This is a genomic window from Methanopyrus sp. KOL6, from assembly GCF_002201915.1.
Classification (GTDB): domain Archaea; phylum JAADCQ01; class Methanopyri; order Methanopyrales; family Methanopyraceae; genus Methanopyrus.
The window spans coordinates 692,421-710,655 of record NZ_CP019470.1 but is presented as its reverse complement, the minus strand read 5'-3'; the positions used below and the strand labels follow the sequence as shown (position 1 = coordinate 710,655).

The 18,235-nt window shown below is 58.3% G+C and carries 20 protein-coding genes and 2 tRNA genes; 6 read left to right on the top strand and 16 right to left on the bottom strand.

The window, feature by feature from the left end; genetic code table 11:
- Positions 1-11 precede the first annotated feature (11 nt).
- Positions 12-323: a UPF0058 family protein gene (locus tag BW919_RS04035; protein ID WP_088335770.1), complete on the top strand. Its 312-nt coding sequence runs from the start codon at positions 12-14 to the stop codon at positions 321-323.
- Between the two features lie 237 nt (positions 324-560).
- On the opposite strand, the gene BW919_RS04030 is transcribed toward BW919_RS04035, so the two are convergent.
- Positions 561-1,223 carry a hypothetical protein gene (locus tag BW919_RS04030; protein ID WP_088335769.1) on the bottom strand — a complete coding sequence of 221 codons (663 nt, stop codon included), beginning with the start codon at positions 1,221-1,223 and terminating at the stop codon, positions 561-563.
- Between the two features lie 27 nt (positions 1,224-1,250).
- Here BW919_RS04030 and map point away from each other — a divergent pair, with 27 nt between their 5' ends.
- Positions 1,251-2,123 (top strand): type II methionyl aminopeptidase, encoded by an 873-nt coding sequence (gene map / locus BW919_RS04025; protein WP_157666004.1) that lies wholly within the window; start codon positions 1,251-1,253, stop codon positions 2,121-2,123.
- Here the strand turns inward: map and BW919_RS04020 are convergent.
- A complete protein-coding gene (locus BW919_RS04020) occupies positions 2,089-2,469 on the bottom strand; it encodes a PPC domain-containing DNA-binding protein (RefSeq protein ID WP_088335767.1) in 381 nt (126 codons plus the stop codon). The genes map and BW919_RS04020 overlap by 35 nt on opposite strands.
- A gap of 58 nt (positions 2,470-2,527) precedes the next feature.
- On the opposite strand from BW919_RS04020, the gene BW919_RS04015 reads away from it, so the two are divergent.
- Positions 2,528-3,544 (top strand): DNA polymerase subunit beta, encoded by a 1,017-nt coding sequence (locus tag BW919_RS04015; RefSeq protein ID WP_088335766.1) that lies wholly within the window; start codon positions 2,528-2,530, stop codon positions 3,542-3,544.
- Here BW919_RS04015 and hpt read toward each other — a convergent pair.
- From hpt to BW919_RS04000, 3 genes are read right to left on the bottom strand one after another with little or no spacing between them, the layout of a single operon-like run.
- On the bottom strand, positions 3,535-4,098 hold the full coding sequence (gene hpt / locus BW919_RS04010; protein WP_088335765.1) for a hypoxanthine/guanine phosphoribosyltransferase: 564 nt from the start codon (positions 4,096-4,098) through the stop codon (positions 3,535-3,537). The two genes, BW919_RS04015 and hpt, sit on opposite strands and share 10 nt — an antisense overlap.
- A 13-nt stretch (positions 4,099-4,111) precedes the next feature.
- Positions 4,112-4,759, bottom strand: a complete 648-nt coding sequence (locus BW919_RS04005) for a DUF5612 domain-containing protein (RefSeq protein ID WP_088335764.1) — start codon at positions 4,757-4,759, stop codon at positions 4,112-4,114.
- Between the two features lies 1 nt (position 4,760).
- The gene (locus tag BW919_RS04000) at positions 4,761-5,294 is read right to left on the bottom strand and encodes a PUA domain-containing protein (RefSeq protein ID WP_157666002.1); all 534 of its coding nucleotides are present in this window, start codon (positions 5,292-5,294) and stop codon (positions 4,761-4,763) included.
- Here BW919_RS04000 and thiL point away from each other — a divergent pair.
- Positions 5,278-6,207: a thiamine-phosphate kinase gene (thiL, locus tag BW919_RS03995; protein ID WP_157666000.1), complete on the top strand. Its 930-nt coding sequence runs from the start codon at positions 5,278-5,280 to the stop codon at positions 6,205-6,207. The two genes, BW919_RS04000 and thiL, sit on opposite strands and share 17 nt — an antisense overlap.
- A gap of 28 nt (positions 6,208-6,235) precedes the next feature.
- Here the strand turns inward: thiL and BW919_RS03990 are convergent.
- The 4 genes from BW919_RS03990 to BW919_RS03980 all read right to left on the bottom strand — a co-directional run bounded on the left by BW919_RS03990 (position 6,236) and on the right by BW919_RS03980 (position 9,472).
- Positions 6,236-6,326 (bottom strand) — tRNA-Ser (locus BW919_RS03990).
- A 1,093-nt stretch (positions 6,327-7,419) separates the two neighbouring features.
- Positions 7,420-7,713, bottom strand: coding sequence for a hypothetical protein (locus tag BW919_RS07985; protein ID WP_198324673.1), 294 nt, complete (start codon positions 7,711-7,713; stop codon positions 7,420-7,422).
- 359 nt (positions 7,714-8,072) lie between these two features.
- Positions 8,073-9,224, bottom strand: a complete 1,152-nt coding sequence (locus BW919_RS03985) for an NAD-binding protein (protein WP_198324672.1) — start codon at positions 9,222-9,224, stop codon at positions 8,073-8,075.
- Positions 9,225-9,382: 158 nt separating this feature from the next.
- A tRNA-Leu gene (locus BW919_RS03980) sits at positions 9,383-9,472 on the bottom strand.
- Positions 9,473-10,017: 545 nt separating this feature from the next.
- Between BW919_RS03980 and BW919_RS08135 the strand changes: the two genes are divergently transcribed.
- Positions 10,018-10,386, top strand: a complete 369-nt coding sequence (locus tag BW919_RS08135; RefSeq protein ID WP_088335760.1) for a zinc ribbon domain-containing protein — start codon at positions 10,018-10,020, stop codon at positions 10,384-10,386.
- A gap of 207 nt (positions 10,387-10,593) precedes the next feature.
- Here the strand turns inward: BW919_RS08135 and BW919_RS03970 are convergent, their stop codons facing one another.
- Genes BW919_RS03970 through BW919_RS03955 form a run of 4 tightly spaced genes read right to left on the bottom strand, consistent with a single transcriptional unit; the run spans position 10,594 to position 13,845 of the window.
- A complete protein-coding gene (locus BW919_RS03970) occupies positions 10,594-11,376 on the bottom strand; it encodes a tRNA-dihydrouridine synthase (RefSeq protein ID WP_088335759.1) in 783 nt (260 codons plus the stop codon).
- A gap of 22 nt (positions 11,377-11,398) precedes the next feature.
- Positions 11,399-12,139: an ABC transporter ATP-binding protein gene (locus BW919_RS03965; protein WP_088335758.1), complete on the bottom strand. Its 741-nt coding sequence runs from the start codon at positions 12,137-12,139 to the stop codon at positions 11,399-11,401.
- The gene (locus tag BW919_RS03960; protein ID WP_088335757.1) at positions 12,130-12,885 is read right to left on the bottom strand and encodes an ABC transporter permease; all 756 of its coding nucleotides are present in this window, start codon (positions 12,883-12,885) and stop codon (positions 12,130-12,132) included. Before BW919_RS03960 ends, BW919_RS03965 begins: the two co-directional genes overlap by 10 nt.
- Entirely contained in the window at positions 12,886-13,845 is a 960-nt protein-coding gene (locus tag BW919_RS03955; RefSeq protein WP_157665995.1) for an aliphatic sulfonate ABC transporter substrate-binding protein, read from the bottom strand. It abuts the gene before it with no gap.
- Between the two features lie 51 nt (positions 13,846-13,896).
- Here BW919_RS03955 and BW919_RS03950 point away from each other — a divergent pair, with 51 nt between their 5' ends.
- Positions 13,897-14,367, top strand: a complete 471-nt coding sequence (locus BW919_RS03950) for a RecB-family nuclease (RefSeq protein WP_157665993.1) — start codon at positions 13,897-13,899, stop codon at positions 14,365-14,367.
- Here BW919_RS03950 and BW919_RS03945 read toward each other — a convergent pair.
- Genes BW919_RS03945 through BW919_RS03935 form a run of 3 tightly spaced genes read right to left on the bottom strand, consistent with a single transcriptional unit; the run spans position 14,361 to position 18,223 of the window.
- Positions 14,361-15,371, bottom strand: coding sequence for a class I SAM-dependent methyltransferase family protein (locus tag BW919_RS03945; RefSeq protein WP_088335754.1), 1,011 nt, complete (start codon positions 15,369-15,371; stop codon positions 14,361-14,363). The genes BW919_RS03950 and BW919_RS03945 overlap by 7 nt on opposite strands.
- A 12-nt stretch (positions 15,372-15,383) precedes the next feature.
- Positions 15,384-15,863, bottom strand: a complete 480-nt coding sequence (locus tag BW919_RS03940) for a hypothetical protein (RefSeq protein ID WP_088335753.1) — start codon at positions 15,861-15,863, stop codon at positions 15,384-15,386.
- Positions 15,854-18,223 (bottom strand): 6-pyruvoyl-tetrahydropterin synthase-related protein, encoded by a 2,370-nt coding sequence (locus BW919_RS03935; protein WP_157665991.1) that lies wholly within the window; start codon positions 18,221-18,223, stop codon positions 15,854-15,856. Before BW919_RS03935 ends, BW919_RS03940 begins: the two co-directional genes overlap by 10 nt.
- Positions 18,224-18,235 lie beyond the last annotated feature (12 nt).

Here is an 18,235-nt window from a genome sequence, read left to right as displayed (position 1 = left end):
GTGCACCCCAGATGAAAAAGGACGAATTCTTCCTCCTCCACTCGGTTCTTTACTATGTTCTGGAGTATCTAAAAATGGAAGGGAAAACTAGGGAAGACGACGTAAAGTTGTACGATGAGTTCAACGTGAAACCGGGCCATCTACACAAAACAAAACTACAGCACAAGTGTGCCGTGTTCCTGCTAGCTTACGTTATCGCCAGGGCTATCAGCTCAGAACTACCGAAAGCGGAGGGATTGGGACAGAGGCTGGGGAAGCTGCTGGAAGAACTCTTCGAGGAGCTGAAGAGAAGGGGTGAAGAAGTTCCAGTTGAACCTCCGTAGTAAGCGGTGGCTACGTGTCGTGTTTTTGGTATCCCTAGCACCCGCGGCGTACTATTACCCCGAGTGGATGTGCATCGTAGCCGCCGTGTTTCTAGCCGTAACTCACGTAATTTGTCCCGGAGAGGGAGACGGCTTAGCACTCGCCATAATATTCTTAGCGTGTCTCGCCGGGCGGGACCTTCTGAACGGTCTTTTCCATCTGTCGGTCCCAGCAGTTTGTCTCGGAGGGGTGGGCGCCTACTTCTGGAAGCACCGGGACACCCTCCTGAATCGTACTTGATCGATCGCCCGAGCTACGGCTTCCCAAACCCTACCTTCCCTCAACCGGTAGGGAGGTATGGCCCTTACTACGATCGCGTCATCGCGTCGCCTCACCTCTTCCGGATCTGAATTAGGGATGAAGTAATCCGAAGTGTCGGAGACCCGGAGCCCCACAACATGGTGCCCTTCAGAGGCGGATCTCACAGCCTCCTGAAGCACCGCCAAGAATGCCGTGTGAAGATCAGGTAAAAGTTGCCCTCCGACTTCGGGTATCAGCATCGTGTGATCCAGGTCACGTAAACACTCCCTGAATCCGGGGTTCTCGTACTTGAACATAAGAACGAGGACGTGAGACCGAAGCAGACGGTATTCTGAGTAGAAAGTCAGCGGTTCGATCAGTAACAGCGTATCGGACGCAGGCTTCTCGACCACTGGCAAGCCCTTCAGACCGTCCACTTCCGAAGAGACCAGCCGGACGTCCAAGCCCTTGTTTATCAGTCGTCGCGCGAGCTCGATGTTGAACACCGTGCATCCGAGTACGTCGAGGGAACTATCCCTGATCACCTCGAAAACGCTTAGGGCCGCGACGTCCGCGATGCGTCGCACTATATCCAGCACGGATACTCTAACCGTTTCCACAGGGCGTCTCCCCCGGGGGGACTGGACGTGAACGATGAGTTCCGGGAAGCCGGAAAGGTGGTCAAAAGGGTTCTACGTAGGGCTGCCCGGGAGGTCGACGTTGGAGACAAGCTGCTGGAAATAGCCGAATACCTCGAGGATTGCGTGAGGGATCAAGGTGCAGAACCGGCATTTCCGGTAAACCTGTCGCTTAACGAGGTGGCGGCTCATTACACGCCGAGCCCGGACGATGAAATCGAGATATCACCAGGGGACATCCTGAAAATCGACATAGGTGCTCACGTCAACGGTGCCATCGGAGACGCGGCGATCACGTTGTCCTTCGACAACGACCTAGGAGAATTGTTGGCGGAGGTCGCCCGCGAGGCCCTAGAAGCGGCCATAGCGATGATTCGACCGGGCGTCGAGTGTCGCGAAGTCGGAAGGGCCATCGGCGAGGTGTGTCGAGACTACGGCTTCAAGCCGGTTATCGGACTCACAGGTCATCAGATCGAACCGTGGAACCTACACGCCGGCGTTTCTATCCCCAACGACGATCTGCCGGGATACGAAGACAAGCTCGAGGAGGGGATGGTACTGGCAGTCGAACCGTTCGTGACCACTGAGGACGGAAAAGGGGACGTGAGACCCGGCTCGACCGTCGAGATTTTCTCGGTGCGGAACCCCAATCAACGGTCTCGCTTGGATCTGCACCGAATATACGAGGATCGGAAGTCACTGCCTTTCGCTCGACGTTGGGTGAAGGAAGCCACAAGAATGAAGTTCGAACTGCTAAGACTGAGTAAGCTTGGAGCCGTGAAAGCCTACCCAGAGCTCGTCGAGGTGAACGGGGAACCGGTTGCCCAGTGGGAACATACCGTGATGATTACCGAGCGCGGGTGTCGCGTGCTGACGGAATAATGCGGGCTAACTCCATATGCCCGGTGTGAGGGTCATGTTCACGCTCGAGGCGCGCACTCAGTCTGAGTAGTACCAACTCCACGGTGGTGTAAACCTCGAATCCCTTGACATGCCCAGATAGTGTGTGCCCGTTCTCGTCAGATACCGACGCGTGCAGGTGATAGGAACCGTCGTCGAACAGCAGCCCTTCAAGTGAGATCAGCTCGAACTTCCCGCGAGTCTCGAAGACTGGAGTGTCCCCCAACCTCCACCGGAGCGCGCGGACGCTCCCCTTGCCTGAAACCACGACGGAGTTCCTCCACCTGTTCATGTTAACACTCTCCGGGAATCGCTCGCCGGGTTCCAATCGGACCACTCGCAGCTCAGCACCTTCAACACACTCCTCGATCAGCGGGGTGTCCCCCTTGTACCCGATGCTGCGCGACTTCCTCGTAACGGAGGATGCCGTGTTCTCGGTGATATCTTACGTCCATCCGGAGGACGGTTTCCTGGCGCTGATGCGGTACGTGAAGGATCCAGAGGGAAATAGGATTCGCAGACCTACAGGTGAAAGGTATCGTAAAGTAAGCTTCGAAGAATCGTTCGAAATCCTCAAGGAGCGACACCCGGAGTACGTCCGGAAGGTCAGGGGGGACTTCTACGATCAAGTGGTGCCATCGGAGGATGTAGTGGAGCACTTACACCCGAGGGATCGTATGGATAGGATCTTGGAAGAACCGAAGGACGATCTAGAAGAGATGGCCGCTAGAGCCGTGCTGGAACTCGCCGAGGACTCCGGAGTACCGGAGTCCAGGTTCGGGGTCACAGGATCGCTGTTACCTGAACTCCACGATCCGGCCGAATCGGACCTGGATGTAGTCGTCTACGGTGTTCAGGAGTTCCTCGCGGTACGTGATGCGATCTTACGGATCCAGGAGACCGGCGAGGGTCGGGATCTTCTGAGGGCGCTGGACTACGATCACTGGGAGCGCGTATACCGGAGGAGATCCCCAGAGCTCGACTTCGAGGAGTTCCTACGGCACGAGCTGCGTAAGGGGAATAGGGTGGTCATCGGCGATCGGGTGTGTGACGTGTTGCTCGTACGCGACGAATCGGAACTCTCCGACGTCAGGTGGGAAGAGTTTGAGACCGTCGAAGAGAACGTTCGACTAGTCTGCGAAGTCCTCGACGATTCGTTGGCGTTTGACTACCCCGCGCGATGGAAGGTCGAAGTGGTAGAGTCGGACACCGAGAAAGGGTACGGAGTGACCGAAGTGAGGAGTTATACACACACCTACGTGGGTCAAGCGTTCGAGGGAGAGGTTATCGAGGTCTCCGGAAAGCTCGAGCGGGAGAGGAACTCGGGAGAACTGATAGCGATCGTCGGGAGCTCCAGGGAGGCGGAAGGGGAGTGGATCCGCGTCCTCAAAGATCAGCGATAGCACGACTCGACCACGCTCACACCGTCCTCCGACACCTCCACTCGAACCAAGTACTTGACGTCGATCCCTGTTTCCTCCTTAACTCTGCCAAGACCTCCCCTGGCCACCACGACCACCACGTCTTCGATCTCGGCCCCGACGTCGTCGAGGGCGTTGATTAACCCGACTAGGGTTCCACCTGTACTGATCACGTCGTCTACGACCACGACTCTGTCCCCTTCGGACACGCCGTTCAGGTACAGCTTCTCCACACCGTACCCTTTCTCCTGGATGATCTCCACCTCACCGTCTAACCCGTACTCACGTTTCCTGACTATCACTAACGGACGGTCTAACATGTCCGATAGAAGGGCTCCCAGGTGGATCCCCATGGCCTCCACACACACGATCTTATCGAAGTCTGTGCTGTTTAAGGCGCGGACGATCCTGTACGCAACTTCACGGAGTAACTCGGGCGGGAGCTCCGGGACACCGTCCGTGATAGGATGTACGAAGTACCAGTATCCGTCACGGTTCACCACGGGCGCCTCCTCCAAGGACTTCTCGAGGAGCATGGAAGCACCCCCGTCAGAACTTCCTACCCCTAACCCTGGAAAGGTCGAAGACCCCGGCGTCGGAGATAGCCATGACGGCCATGACACCGGCTTGAACGGGGTCCGTCACCACGAGGTCCGCAACCTCGGGAACGCTCCCGGCCATGTTCAGGGATATCACAGGTACCCCGTGTTCCTCGCGGAGCTCTTGAACTGCCTCCGTGATCTTCCCCCCCATCAGGGACCCCGCGAGAACTAAGATCCCCACCCTAGGCAGACGGGCCACGGCCCGGACGGCTTCCGCCAGGTTTTCCTCACCGACTAGCGGGATAGTGTCAACGCTGATGCGTTCACCTCGGATGTTATGACGGTCCGCCTCGGTGATCGCGCCTCGGGCGACTTCGGCGACCTGAGCTCCCCCTCCCATCACGATCACGCGCTTGCCGTATATCTCCTTCAAGGGCTTCAGCACGCGGACCTCTCGGACGACGTCCAGTGATCTCAGCTCGGAGACGAGTACTTTGGGCCGCTCCACACCCTCGATCTCCATGTACAAGCGGGCCAGCTCGCCCTCGGAGTCCTGCTGGATGTGGACTATGTTACCACCGTGGTCCGCGATGACGCCGGCGATCGCTTTAAGAGCACCAGGAACGTTGTCTACGTCCATGCTAATGGCCAGCATCTCAACCTCCCCTCCGGAGATACCATCCACGATCGATCACGTTATCCACCACGGGACGACCATCTTCGGAGAACCGAAGGCGACCCACTCCGACGCAATGCTCCCCAAGATCGTCACGATATACCACCGCGACCAGTCTGGGTTCCTTCGGACCACGGATTTCGACGATACTCTCGGGGAGCACGTCTCGACCGTAGGTAAACAGCACCGCTGCCCGTTCCGTCACGTAAGTCTTTATTTCATCGACGTGGCGCGTGAGTTCGCGCGCACCTTCGACGTGAATCCTCAGATCACCTCGGGCCGACCTCTCACAGAAGGGTCGACCGACCAGGAACGGGTCAGCGCGCTCGGGCAGATCGGCCGGGTCGAAATCCACCCGGTTCATTACGAAGTACTCCGTCCATCTACCCTCGAGCTTAATGAGACGGAAAGATCTCACAACGTGGGCTACACGTTTGCAGCTGAACTTCCTCGCCATTTCATCCGCTATCGAGTCGAGCTCCTCGCGGGGGACGCGCTTGAGTTCCGGCTTCAAGGGACCGTCACCCCGGACGTGGCGGCCGAAGGAAGAAGAAGAATTGATCAAACACATCGTGGAGGCGTGTCCCACCGAGGGACCATGGGTCGAAGCAGGGAAGGACGACGCTGCTGTCCTCCCGGACGGAACCGTCGTCAACTTCGACGCTATGACCCGATCTAGGCACGTGCCGAAGGAGCTCAAGGACCGAGATCTGGGCTGGAAGTTCGTGGCTTCAGTGGTGAGCGACGTCGGCGCTATGGGAGGAGAACCAAGTTTTTTCGGGTTCTCCGTCTGCTTAGACGACGAGGTGGACGTCGAGCAGCTCATACTCGGAATATCCGAAGGACTGCGGGAGTTCGGGACGTCTCTGGTAGGTGGAGATATCGTGGAAGGGGATGAGCTCGTCCTCTCAGGTACGTGCTTGGGGAAGCTAAAAGGCGAACCGCTGCTGATGTCGAACGCCCGCCCTGGTGACTTGGTAGCAGTCACGGGGCCGTTAGGCGGCCCCAACGCGTTCGTGAGGGCCATACTCAACGGTTTAAAACTGGAGGAAACGTTGTACGAGCGGTTCGCACGACCGAGACCACCAGTGGAGGTGGGTGTGGAGCTCGCACAGAGTGGCTATCGCGTCGCTGTCACGGACATTAGCGATGGACTTCTGGCGGAGGCGGAAGCGATCGCGAGACGATCCGGGGTGGCGATCGAGATCTACGCGTGGGAAGTACCGGTGGATGAAGGCGTGAGGGAGATCGCGAGAAGGTTGGGTGTGAACCCGGTGGATCTAGCGCTCGAGGGCGGAGAAGATTACGAGTTTTTGATCTGCGGCCCAGAGGACGTGATTGAGGAGTTCGATCTGACGACGATCGGGAGGGTGACGGAAGGCGATGGGGTTAGAGTCGTTAGGGACACACGAGCTCGGTATGAATAACGTTACGGTACTCATAACAATTTCGAATTGGCGCCGGGGCCGGGATTTGAACCCGGGCGGCCCATACGGGCCACGGGATCTCAAGTCCCGCGCCTTAGACCGGGCTCGGCCGCCCCGGCTTTCTCCAATGATTAACCACGAAGCTAGCCACTAATAACTTTTCCGTCGCCTAGCTAGCCGATGATTAGCATGTTGAATAACACAGCGACGTGGTGGGTTTTCCAGGACGGTTACATCGTGACGTCTCTTAGCGTTAACATCGACTCTACGTCTCCCGAGCAGCAACTGCCACGGCATTCTGCGCCGATCTAACTCCGATGAGCTACGACTAGGAAGGGGTGACCCGAAGTGTCGCTGCGGAGGGAGCGCCAGGGACAACAGTGAACTGTGAAGGAAATCCGAACGCTCTTAATGAGCTCGCACTGGCACCGGCACATACGGAGCTAACCAAGAAATACGAAGTGACGCTCACCTCACCCGGACTCGCCGCCTGAAGCTTTCCCACCGGAAAATGACGTTATGGAACCGTAATAGGATTCCCCATCGGATGCCTCATGCGAGTCCTGAACGGCGCGCTCTAGCTCTCGCGCTCGTTCGTCGATAACATCCTGATCACCCCGCCGAAGCTACAGCCCGAGGACGCGCTCCTCCGGCTTATCCTCTGCCTCGCCATGGTAGCCAACCGATATTACTTCGATCTGCACCTACACCGGTATGTACGTCGAGGAAGGTATGATGGGGCGCTCCCGCTGGAACTGGCTCCGACTCGTAGCGGCCGGCACGGGCCTGCCTTTACCGCTGGCCGGAGGTCTTCGACGGCTCGTTCAGTGGGTGCTGGACGAGGTGTGCCCTCTATGGGCGGAGATTGGTGGGACGTCCCAAAGTGCGTCCTGCTAAACCCTCCTCTAAGGTTACGTCGAGTACTCCGTCCGAGGAGAGATGCGGACCCGATCGACGCGGTCTTTTAGCTAGCGTCGTGAGGTCCAGGGAGCACTAGTCACCGTTCCCTCGGTCCGCTGGCCCACTCGTTTCACACCGCTTCCGAGGCCGCTGATAATCGGAAGCCCCACGCCGAATTATCAGGTGGACGTGGTGACCGTGCTCCTGAGGTACCTGGTGACTACACGTTGCCCGGCGTTTGCCATCCCATCACTATCGCCTAGAGATAGGAGTTTACCGTTTTCCAGACCTTCCAGAGTCCGAGCACGGTCTTCACGATCTCTGGGCGCGCTCGAGCTGACCCCGTAGCCCGGTCGAGCACGCGGGCTCGAGGTCGAAGGCGAGTGCCTGGGTCCGGACGATCAGTCGGCGTACGGCGCAAGCCTCACGTGACATCTCGAGCGCTGTGCGAAGGTGCCGGGCGGCGATTCGGGCGAGTTTGAGCACGCGCTCCCTCGGCTGTTCGGCCAGTCGACTCCACGCTCGAGTTACCATTCCACAGGTAGATTGGCCGAACCCGTAGGTATCGCTTCGTCCGCTCGAAATACGCGACGTAGTACAGGACACACATCCACCCGAAACCTTACAACACGTCTTCCGCAGCCTCGGCTTGACACCACGTCGGTGCACTTTCGAAGGATCCGCATGTACCGAATTCGCTCCACCGGATCGGCAGGTAGCGGAACGTCCTGATGTGGTATACGCTTGTACTCCGGATGGGTCTGCTGCCGTCCTTTTGTAAATCGTTGCGAGATGATAAATATTCCAGACTTACAGTACATCTCAAAGATAATGGAGAATTTGAGACTTGAGCATCACCTGAACATCGATCGAAGATGATTACAGAAGAGTGGGCCCGAGGAGCGTGACGGTGAGTACAGGACCGGCAACGGAGTGCGGGGGCAGCTCGGTAGTAGGCACGGGAGTCACTCACCTCGGAGCCGCTCGATCTTTTTGAGGATCTCGTCGGTGGTGAGGTCGACACCGACGAGGTAGCCGCGTCGGTCGAGCTCCCGGAGGATGCGCTCGCGCTCCTCCTCGTTATGGACGATGACGTAGTAGGTGTGGACGTTCTCAGAGACCTTGTAGAGATCCTCCAGGGTTCGCTTCCTTTCTGGGTACTTCTCTAGACTTTTGATAAACTTCATCACTTCGTCCATTGAGCTTATCACGACATCCCTACGGATCGGTGACTTTAACGGCGGAGTGTAGTACTCTACGCACTGCACCACACCGCCGTTGCCGATTATAATCCACATGACGTCAGAGATCTCGTCCACGGAGTGCCGCACCGTCACTCTGAACATCGTGGGGGAGAGAGTCGCCCGCACTATGTGACGGGATGCGCAGTCGTACAGGAAGAGTACTTCATCAGCCCCGGCACGCTCCATCATCTTTGCGCCCTCCCGGCTGTTGGCGACGGCGACGACGTGGAGATCCCGCCTGAAGTTCTTCGCGAGTAGAATCACGAAGATGTTAGTGCGGTCGTCACCCGTCGCCACAACTATGCCGCGGGCGCCCTCGACGTTGGCCTCTCGCAGCGTGTTTTCCCTCGTCGCGTCGCCCAGGACCGCTGGGAACCCTTGGTACACGGCTCGCTCGTAAGCCTCCTCGTCTTTATCTACCACCACAATGTCGAACTTGTACCGTTCCGAGAGTAACCTGGCGACGCGGCTACCCGTCCTGCCGAACCCGCACACGATGATGTGGTTCTCGATCTCCTTTATCCTCCTCCGGAGAACGTCCTCCTTGATCGCCAAGGAGAGCTCCCCTCGTAAGACGAGCTGGATGATATCTCCCAGGGCGTACGAGGCCACGCCGATCCCGGAGAACATGACGACGACGGAAAGCAGGCGACCCACTTCCGTGGTGGGAACGACGTCGCCGTACCCCACGGTCGTGATCGTGGCCGCGGTGAAGTACAGGCAGGTCAGCAGCGGCCATCCCTCCAGGAAGTGGAAGACGACCGTAGACACCAGGAGGATAGATGACAGCGCGGCCAGAGATCGTCGCACCGCGGGGATCCTCAGTAGGGTACGCAGGACGGATACCAAGGGACGGCCGCGTCCAACCGTCACGGTGTCACGATCCCCCGCCGCTCCTTGGGTGTTCCTGAAGTCCCGGGAAACCGCCCGACTACCTCCGGACCCGACGTCGGCGTACGGCGTGGACGGTCGCGGGGAACGTCGCTTCAAGAGTCCGAGCAATCGTTATTGTCTTCGTAACGATTTCCGGTTGGTGCGGGGGCCGGGATTTGAACCCGGGACGGCCCTACGGCCACGGGATCTTAAGTCCCGCCCCTTCGACCAGGCTCGGGCGCCCCCGCGCCTCTCCCAGCCCCGGATGAGTATTACGACGCTAAAAAACTTTCTCTCATACGCTATCGTGAACCGAGAGCCGAAGATTATCGATACGTTCAACAATAGACGCGAGTACGACACATATCGCATACGTAGTAGGAGAATACTTAAGGTCTAAATTATAATCAAAGGGAATTAAATTTCGTAGTCAAAATATGAATATCACTCGGTAAGACCGAGAGTACTGACTGATCATGGAAAAATTATCTGATTTGGACTTCTTGGCTAATATGTGTATTACAGCTTACAATGAGTTGAATTACCTGGAACATCGCGCATTCTTCTGTGATAACGTTATCAAAACTGTCGCACTCTAAGTCCGATCCGACCTTCAAGTGCGTGTACTAGAATTACGAGTCTGACCTCGGGACGCAAACAGCAACTGCGAATCGAACAAAGAGCACTGTAGCTCGGCGATCCTATATGTCACAGCTAACCGGGCGCAGATGTTTCCCGTCAATCACCTCGGTACTGAAAGCACGCACGGGGTCGGGAACTCGGGATAGCCTTTTTGGCCAACCAGGACCGTGGCGTTGTCCACTTCTCCGGATTCAGCAGTGTCGTTAGCGATCTTACCGGAATAGGGTTTAAGCATGGGAAGGCCCGTGGGACCCGGCTCGAGTTCTCAAGATGGTTTCTCAGGTGGCCCAGTCATGCATCTAAGAGCGAGAACGCCGACAAACTAGTTCTAGAATTGAAGTGGTGGAGGTTCCACCGTACACTTCGATCATGCCCGTTGTGTAGCGAGAAGCCACAACAAGGCTGCAGGTCTCGTGGATTGTTCGTCTGCCCGCACTGCGGCGTGGCGATGAAGGCGGACGTCACGGTGGCTTTCAACGTCATGGAACGCGGAAGCGAGAGAGTACAAACCGAGGACTGAGCTCATTAGCGTGCTCGGAGCCTACCCCCCGGAGTAAGTAATAATCGGGTTCACCGCACGATCGGAGGGCTGGCCCGTCGGACAGCGACCCTGAATCGGCGACTCTTATGAGCCGTGGGTTAACGACTGTTCTCACATGCGGACAAATCCTGCCCTTTCGCTCCATTCCGGGAGCGGTGCGTCACGTGTCCCGCTACCTTTCTTCCTCTACTCTTCAAGTGCGGTATACTGAGCGAGTCGGTCGAAGACGTCCCAATTTCCCTCTAGGATCGGTCGGCCTATAGACACGGCGGAAGCGCCGGCCTCGAACATGGCGCGTACGTCTTTCGGTGAGCGGATCGAGTTGTTTCCTATCACCGGAACCCCAACCCGAGCCGCCGCCCGGACGTACTCCAGCTCGTACGTCGGTTCGCCTGGTTTCATGGCGTCCACGTGTAGGATGTCCACCGACGAGTTCCGCAGGGCCTCTAGCGCGTCTTCGAACGCTGGATGTGGTCCACGAAGCTTCACTGAGACGTACACATCGTGTTCTGCAACCGCTTCAACTATCTCGACCAGCCGTGTCCGATCCTCGAGCAGCGCCTCGCCCGCACCCACTCGGACGACCTCGGGTTGTCGACAGTGAGTGTTGATTTCGATGATATCCACGAGATCCGCAAGTTCACCAGAGAGCTTCTCTGCCCCATGGGAATCCGTGAACCTTACGTTCACGGCCACCGGTACCTCCACGTCGACGCGCGATAGTTCTTCCGGCAGACGGTCGGGCGGCACCGCGAACTCGTCCCGTCGGCGTGCCACCAGCTTCGAGGCCCGGTAAGTGGCGTCGTCGCCGGGGTAACCGCCGAGTATTACCATCCCCACGCCGTGGCGCTCCAGCTCGGGCGCCAGCTCTGGCCCCGTGTGACCCGACATTGGGGCGTTGAACGTGAGCGAGGGGCAGCCCAGCCGTTTCCAGAACCTGAGAGCCTCGGACCGGCAAACGCTCGTCACGGTTCGGCTAACCCTCTCATCATCATCGGCTTCCGATCATGTCGAGTATTCGGGCCCGCAGCTCGACGAACTCCGGGTCGGTCCTGTCCCTGGGTCGTGGTAGGTCGATATCGACTATATCGACTACCTCGGCAGGCCTGGGTGAGAGCACCATCACGCGGTCGGCCAGGAACACCGCCTCCTCGACGTTATGCGTCACTAGGAGGATGGTTCGCCCCGTTCTCTCCCATATTTTCAGAAGCTCCTCCTGCATCTTGTTGCGCGTCTGGGCGTCCACGGCAGCGAACGGCTCGTCCATGAGCAGGATCCTGGGCTCGGCCGCAAGTGCTCTGGCGATGGCGACGCGTTGCTTCATGCCGCCGGAAAGTTGCTTGGGATAGGCGTCCTCGAACCCTTCGAGTCCCGGGACGACCTTGAGGCACTCCCGAGCGATGCGCTCAGCCTCCTCCGGGTCCTTTCCTTGCATCAGTGGGGCGAACATGACGTTCTCCAACACGGTTTTCCACGGGAAGATGGCGTACTCTTGGAAGACCAGAGCGCGGTCGGGTCCGGGCTTCCGAACCTCTTTTCCATCCACCAGAACCTTGCCCGAGTCGTAGTCCTCCAGTCCGGCGATTATCTTGAGGAGAGTAGTCTTACCGCACCCGCTGGGACCCACGATCGCGAAGAACTCACCTTCCGAGGCCTCGAACGTGATGCCGTCCAGCACCTTCAGGTCGTCGTAGCTCTTGTGCAGGTCTTCAACCTTCAGGATCACTTCCATGCGAGCGCCCTCCTCTCGAAGTATCTAAACCCGCGGTCCATCACGAGGCCCAAGAGACCGATCGTGATCATGCCCGCGATAACCTGGTCGGTCGCCAGTATACGCTGCGCCTCGATGATCATGTATCCGAGTCCGGACTTCGCTGCGATCATCTCGGCAGCCACGACGCACATCCAGCCGACTCCCAGTCCCACCCGCAGGCCGGTGAAGATGCTGGGTAGCGCCCCGGGCACCAGTACGTGCCGGATCAGCGCAGTGTCGTCAGCACCCAGGTTGAGGGCCGCCTCGATGTAGATTCTGTCGACACCCTTGATACCGGAGATAGTGTTGATCAGTATCGGGAAGAACGAACCCACGAAGATGATGAAGAACGAGGACGGGTCGCCGATCCCGAACCACACGATGGCCAGTGGTATCCACGCTATCGGCGGTATCGGACGGACGATCTCGATCAGGAGATCCATCGCTGCGTGAGCCGTACGGTACGTCCCCATCAGGACGCCCAGCGAGACCCCCGCGACCGCCGCGATCGAGTACCCGACAGCCACCCGGTAGAGGCTGGTTATCGCATGTTTCAGTATCTCCCCAGGCATATCGACGAACACCGAGAAAACTTGGGAGGGAGAGGGAAGGAGGACCGGATTGATCAAACCGAGTCCGCTCACAGCCTGCCAGATTGCGAGCATGGCTACCGGCGCCGACACCTTCAGCAGGGTTTCGAGCCGCTCATCGTGGTTCCGTATCACTTAACCGGCCACCTCCTTGAGCAGTTTCAGGTCGATGAAATCGGACCAGTCCGGTAGTTTTTTGATGTAACCGAGTTGCTTGAGGAACCTGGCGAACATCTTGATGCTATCCACGTCCAAGTCCACGGAGTAGCGAACGTGTCGCATCGCCTCTCTCTCCACTTCCTCTGGCACTTTTAGCTGATTCGCCGTGATCTTGGCGGCCTCGTCGGGATGCTCCTGCACGTACTTCGTGGCCATCACGTGGACTCGAAGTACCTTCCTAGCGAGGTCCGGATGGCGCTCGATGAAGTCCTTCCGCATCACGAGCACGCAACACTGGTGGTGGGGCCATATCTTACCTGTGTCCATGAGCCGGACGCCGAACCCCTTCTTGACTGCCATCGCCGGACCCGGCTCGGGCTCGATGAACGCATCGATCTGCTTCGCCCCGAGTGCGTTCACGGCGTCGGCCGTCTTCATCTCGACGATATCCACGTCCTTATCGGGGTCCAGGCCCGCCCGCTTCAGCGCGATTCTCAACATACAATCCTGGATGGATCCCTTCATGAGCTCCGCGACCCGCTTACCCTTCAAGTCCTTGATGCCCTTGATCTCGCCGGCCTCATCCTTACGCACCACGATCGCGGAACCCTCTTGGTTCACTCCCGCCACGATCTTGATCGGCACACCTTTGGAGTACGCCGTGATCGCAGGAACGCACCCGATGTAAGCGACGTCGATCTTACCTGCCGCCAGCGCCTGCGTCTCCGGCGGTCCGGCCTTGAACTCGTACGTCTCCACCTTGATTCCTTCCTTCTCGAACATTTTCTTGGCCATGGCCACGAAGAGAGCCGCATGGTGGTCACTGGGCTGATAACCGATCCGGACTACGTTAGACGCCGTCGTGTAATAATAATATCCTAGCGCACCGCCGAGGACCGCCACGATGACTATGCCTAGCGCTACCACCTTCTTCACGGAACCACCCCCCAGAGTCCACTCTCGTACTTAATATTTGGGGGTTTCCATGTGATTCCCGTGACTGTAGTGTACCACAACGTGCACAGTCCCAGAAAAGTGGAGGAGATAGCCAGGACTGTAGCCGGTTTCGGGGTGAAGCGGTTCGTTATCAGCAGAGCACTCGGTAGTGCGGCCCAGGAAGGGGTGCCCAAAGCTCAAAAGATCTGCCTGGAGGCCGGGATCGAGCTCCTGTTCTTCCGGGATCTGAAGGAGGCACTGGAGGTGCTTTCCCCGGATGTGACGTACATGGCCGAGGACGCCGAGCACGGTGGAGCGAAGCCACTTGACTTCGACGCCGTGGCCGAGGGGATTCGGGAGAAAGAGGTCTGTTTCGTCTTCGGTAGCGCCAGGCCGGGATTGACGAAACAGGAGCTCGAGCTCGGTGACGAGGCCGTGTACGTGGGTACGGAGCGTAACGTGGGTGAAGTTGGTGCCGTGGCTATCCTGCTTCACGAACTGAGGAAGCGTCTGAATCAGTGAACGCGGACCACAAGCCGGTATAGCGACTCCTCCGGAGAGTACGGCTTCACTTCCCGGTGAGACTCGAGTTCCACTGGTCTATCGATTTTTCTCCGGAGCTCTTCGAACGCTTCTTCGGCGTTCGGGACGATCCGATAGTAAATCAACCTACCTTCGGGCCGTACACACCGTACCGCGGTTTCGACGAACCGATGCGCCATCTTGGGTGCATTCATTATCACGTAGTCGAACTTCCCAACCAGCCGTGACACTTCGCGTGCATCGCCCAGGAAAGCCCTCGCCTTGACCCTATTCAACCTGAGATTCTTCAGGAGATACCTGTATGCGACGGGGTTCAGTTCGCAGGCGGTGACATCTACGTTCGGGACAAACCGTTTCAAGATCACCGTGATGGGGCCCACGCCGGCGAAGAGATCGAGTACTGTGGATCCTTCCTTCACAACGTCCTCGGCGAGCAACCGACGCTCGGTGGCCAGCCTCGGGTTGAAGTAGCACCGAGCCAGATCGACCCGGAACCTGCACCCGTGTTCTCGATGTTCGGTCATCGCGGGGCCCTTTCCGGCTATACGGCGAAGGTCTCGAACGCGGAAGATCCCCCGGACGGGACCGCGCTCGAAGACCGCCCTGACCCGTCGGTGAACCTTCATGATAGCTCGGCCGACTTCGCGTTCATGCCCACGCAACTCGTCGGGAATCTGAACCACGGCCACGTCGCCGATCACGTCGTAAGGTACGGGCACGGACCACCCGAGGCTGTCCTCGAGGACATCCTCTACGCTCCGGTGTTCGACGGTCCGTTCGAACTCGGCTTCACCAGCTTCGTAAGGTACCCCGAGCTCCTCAAGCACACTGCACGCACGTCTGACATCGCGTACTGGAAAAAGCACCATGTCCTCCTCCCGTCGCACCTTGGCGTTCCTGGTGAGAAGATCCTCCCTAGACAGTGCCCTTCTAGCGCGTTCCGCCATGTGTTTGGGGACTGCGACGTAGGGGAGTTCGGGCATGATTGAGACCCCTCAGATCAGCGGCATCAGCGGAAGAACGCATATCTTTGTCGTCCTACCGTGACTGACGAGCACCAGGTAACCGGATCTGTTGAAATATGCGGAGAACCCGGGTGTATCGATGATATCGAAGGAGTACATGACACCGTGTGCAGATACGTAAGGACGGACGGAACACGGGCCGTGAATCACGACCGCGTCGCCGTACGACTTCACCTTGACCCTACCGACACGCAGCGAACTCGGTGAGAGGCGCACAGGTTTCCCTCGATCTCCTAACTTTACCAGAACGGCGGGGTCGTAGGCCACTGTCAAGGTCGCCCTTCCCCGGTACGGGTTCAACGTCAGCTGCGTGGTGGTTTCCGTCGACTGGTAAATCCCTGCGCTCATCCGGACTATCTCGTGTGGGATACCCCAGTTCACCACGGTCGACGTCCATCCAATCCCGTACAGCAGTGACAGTGTAACCAGCACGGCCCTGATCACATCCATAATAGCATCGCCCCGAGCGCCAGAATGCCTAGTACGGCCGCAGCGTAAGAGCCGTAGGACAGGAGCTGTGGTAGTTCGTACCTCAGTACGGTGTCTCCGTGGGCTCGCACCAGCATCTGTCCACATGAGGCAGGATAAACGGGACCGTCGGAAGACCGCCACGCGGGAAAGTACTTGACCTTCAAGTACACCCACCCATTACCACGCACTCGCATCATGGTCGGATCACCACGGTACTCCAGGTGAACTCGAGTGGGTTTCCCGGAATCGAACCCTCGCAAGATCCCATTGACGAATTTCCGCTCCTTATCCGTCGGTAACCTAGGCATGCGGTACCCTTCGGTTTGCACCTCCTTGATGAGCCTGTGGAATCGCATGACGAAGTATACCACGTCCACACCACATACGCGGACGAGCCCGTGACCGACGCGCACGTCCTTCCACCATCTGCCATCCACTCGGTACGCGAACGGCAGGTACTTCCTGAGTGGAACGAAGGAAGGTGGACTGGCCGGACTTACCTTGACACCGAGACGTTCAACGGCACGGGCGACCCGAGGGTCGAAGACCGGTAGGATGAGCAGTACCCTACGACCCTCACGAGCTAACTTCACCGCCCGGTCCACGTCGCCCGGTGTCAGAGGTCTCACGATCACTCTGTCGAACTTCCTCGCGTCGCGAAACGTGGCGTCGACGAACACGTACCGGTTACCGGGAGTCGCGACGAAGTTGAGGAGCGTAGTGTAATACGCGTTCTCGGTCCTAAGGCCTAAGCGACGATCCACTACCGCTATTGGGTGTGGGACGACGCACGCGGAACCACCATGGCCTAAGAACTCGAACACACTGTAGTCACCGGCTTTCTTCCGTAGCACGAAACCCGGCTCCCGGGACAACTTCTTCGATAGCAGCGAGGATTTCGTCAATAAGTACCGGGTGTTGGTCGCCCAGAGCGAGATTTTGAGTGCGTTGGTATCGTATACCCAACCGAGCTCCCACTCCCAGCGAGCAGCTAGGGAAAAGAACATCGGATCTCCTTGAGAGAACCACCCCATAATCGTCGGGTGTCCGGAGTACATCGGTGAAATCGGGACGCTCGCGTCGAAAAGATGCGTGTAAGGGTCAGCATCGCAACGGGCGGTGTACGAGTCATCTGGCCAGCTGTCCTTCACCCATTTCCATAACTTCACGGCCGAAGGAGTGACGTGTGGAGGCTCCGGAGGAACGTACGTCAGAGCCCCGATGCTACCGGAGAGGAGCAAACCCGCAACTCCTAGAGGAACCACCCAAGCAGCTCTTATCGACCGGAGCAATTGACGAACGACTGGGGCCGCCGCCACCGCTAGCAGCATCGGCATGAGGACCGTCGTGTAACGCTCCGCGAGCATGTTCTTACCTAGGGGGAGATACTTCCAGTACCCTAGAACGAAGGCGAAGGCCACCACGATCGAGATCACGCCCCAGAACAGCGCGAATACGCCGAACCCGGTGCGACGTCGAATCTCGTAGGTGACGCCCACGATGCCGGTCGCCGTTACGAGCAGTCCGGTAGACCATTTGCCACCCACGGCCAGGTCTTTCAGAACTCCCGCAACGGAACCAGGCGGGTACAACCACAGCTCCGATAGGAACCTCTTGTAGTAGATCGCTGCCGCGTAGTGCGGGAACGCTATCGCGAACCCGACGACAACGGGTGCCGTGGATCGCAACAGGAACCCGGGAGTTCGGAACTCCTCCCGGAACAGGGCTTCGGCGACCCAACGGGTCAGGATTAATCCTCCGGAAAGTAGACCGCCGAGCGGATGGGAGTAGTAGGCGGGCACCAGGAATAACGTCGCATAGGCCAGATGACGCCTCTCACCCCGTAACCACCGTTCATAGCAGGAAAGCGCCAGGAACCCGAACCCAAGGGATAGGATCGTCGGGTAAACGCCCTCCCAGTTCAGCGCTTTCATGAACCCTCCGGAAGTGAGGCCCAGAAGCGCGCAGATTACGGCTATCTTTCTAGCGTACCCCCGAGCCCGAACGAGCGCGTAGACACCCACTCCGATTAACGCAGAGGCGGCAACCAGGCAGACGACAAACGTCTGTACCGGATCCTTGACCACCGCGTTTACGGCGGCGCCGATTAGGTACCCCAAAGACCCGTAGTACGTGAGGTACGGGAATCCCGAGTACCACATCGGACACCACGGGTCCCATCGACCGTCGGCGAGCATGTGGTATGTGTACCAGATCTTGAGCACGTGAGCGCGCGAGTCTCTGCTTAAAAGTGGGTGCATCAGGTTCCCCGCGTTGGCTACTACCGCACCCACCAGGATCACGAGTAGCGCCAGGACCAAACGACCGTGGCCAGACAATTTGGGGGTACT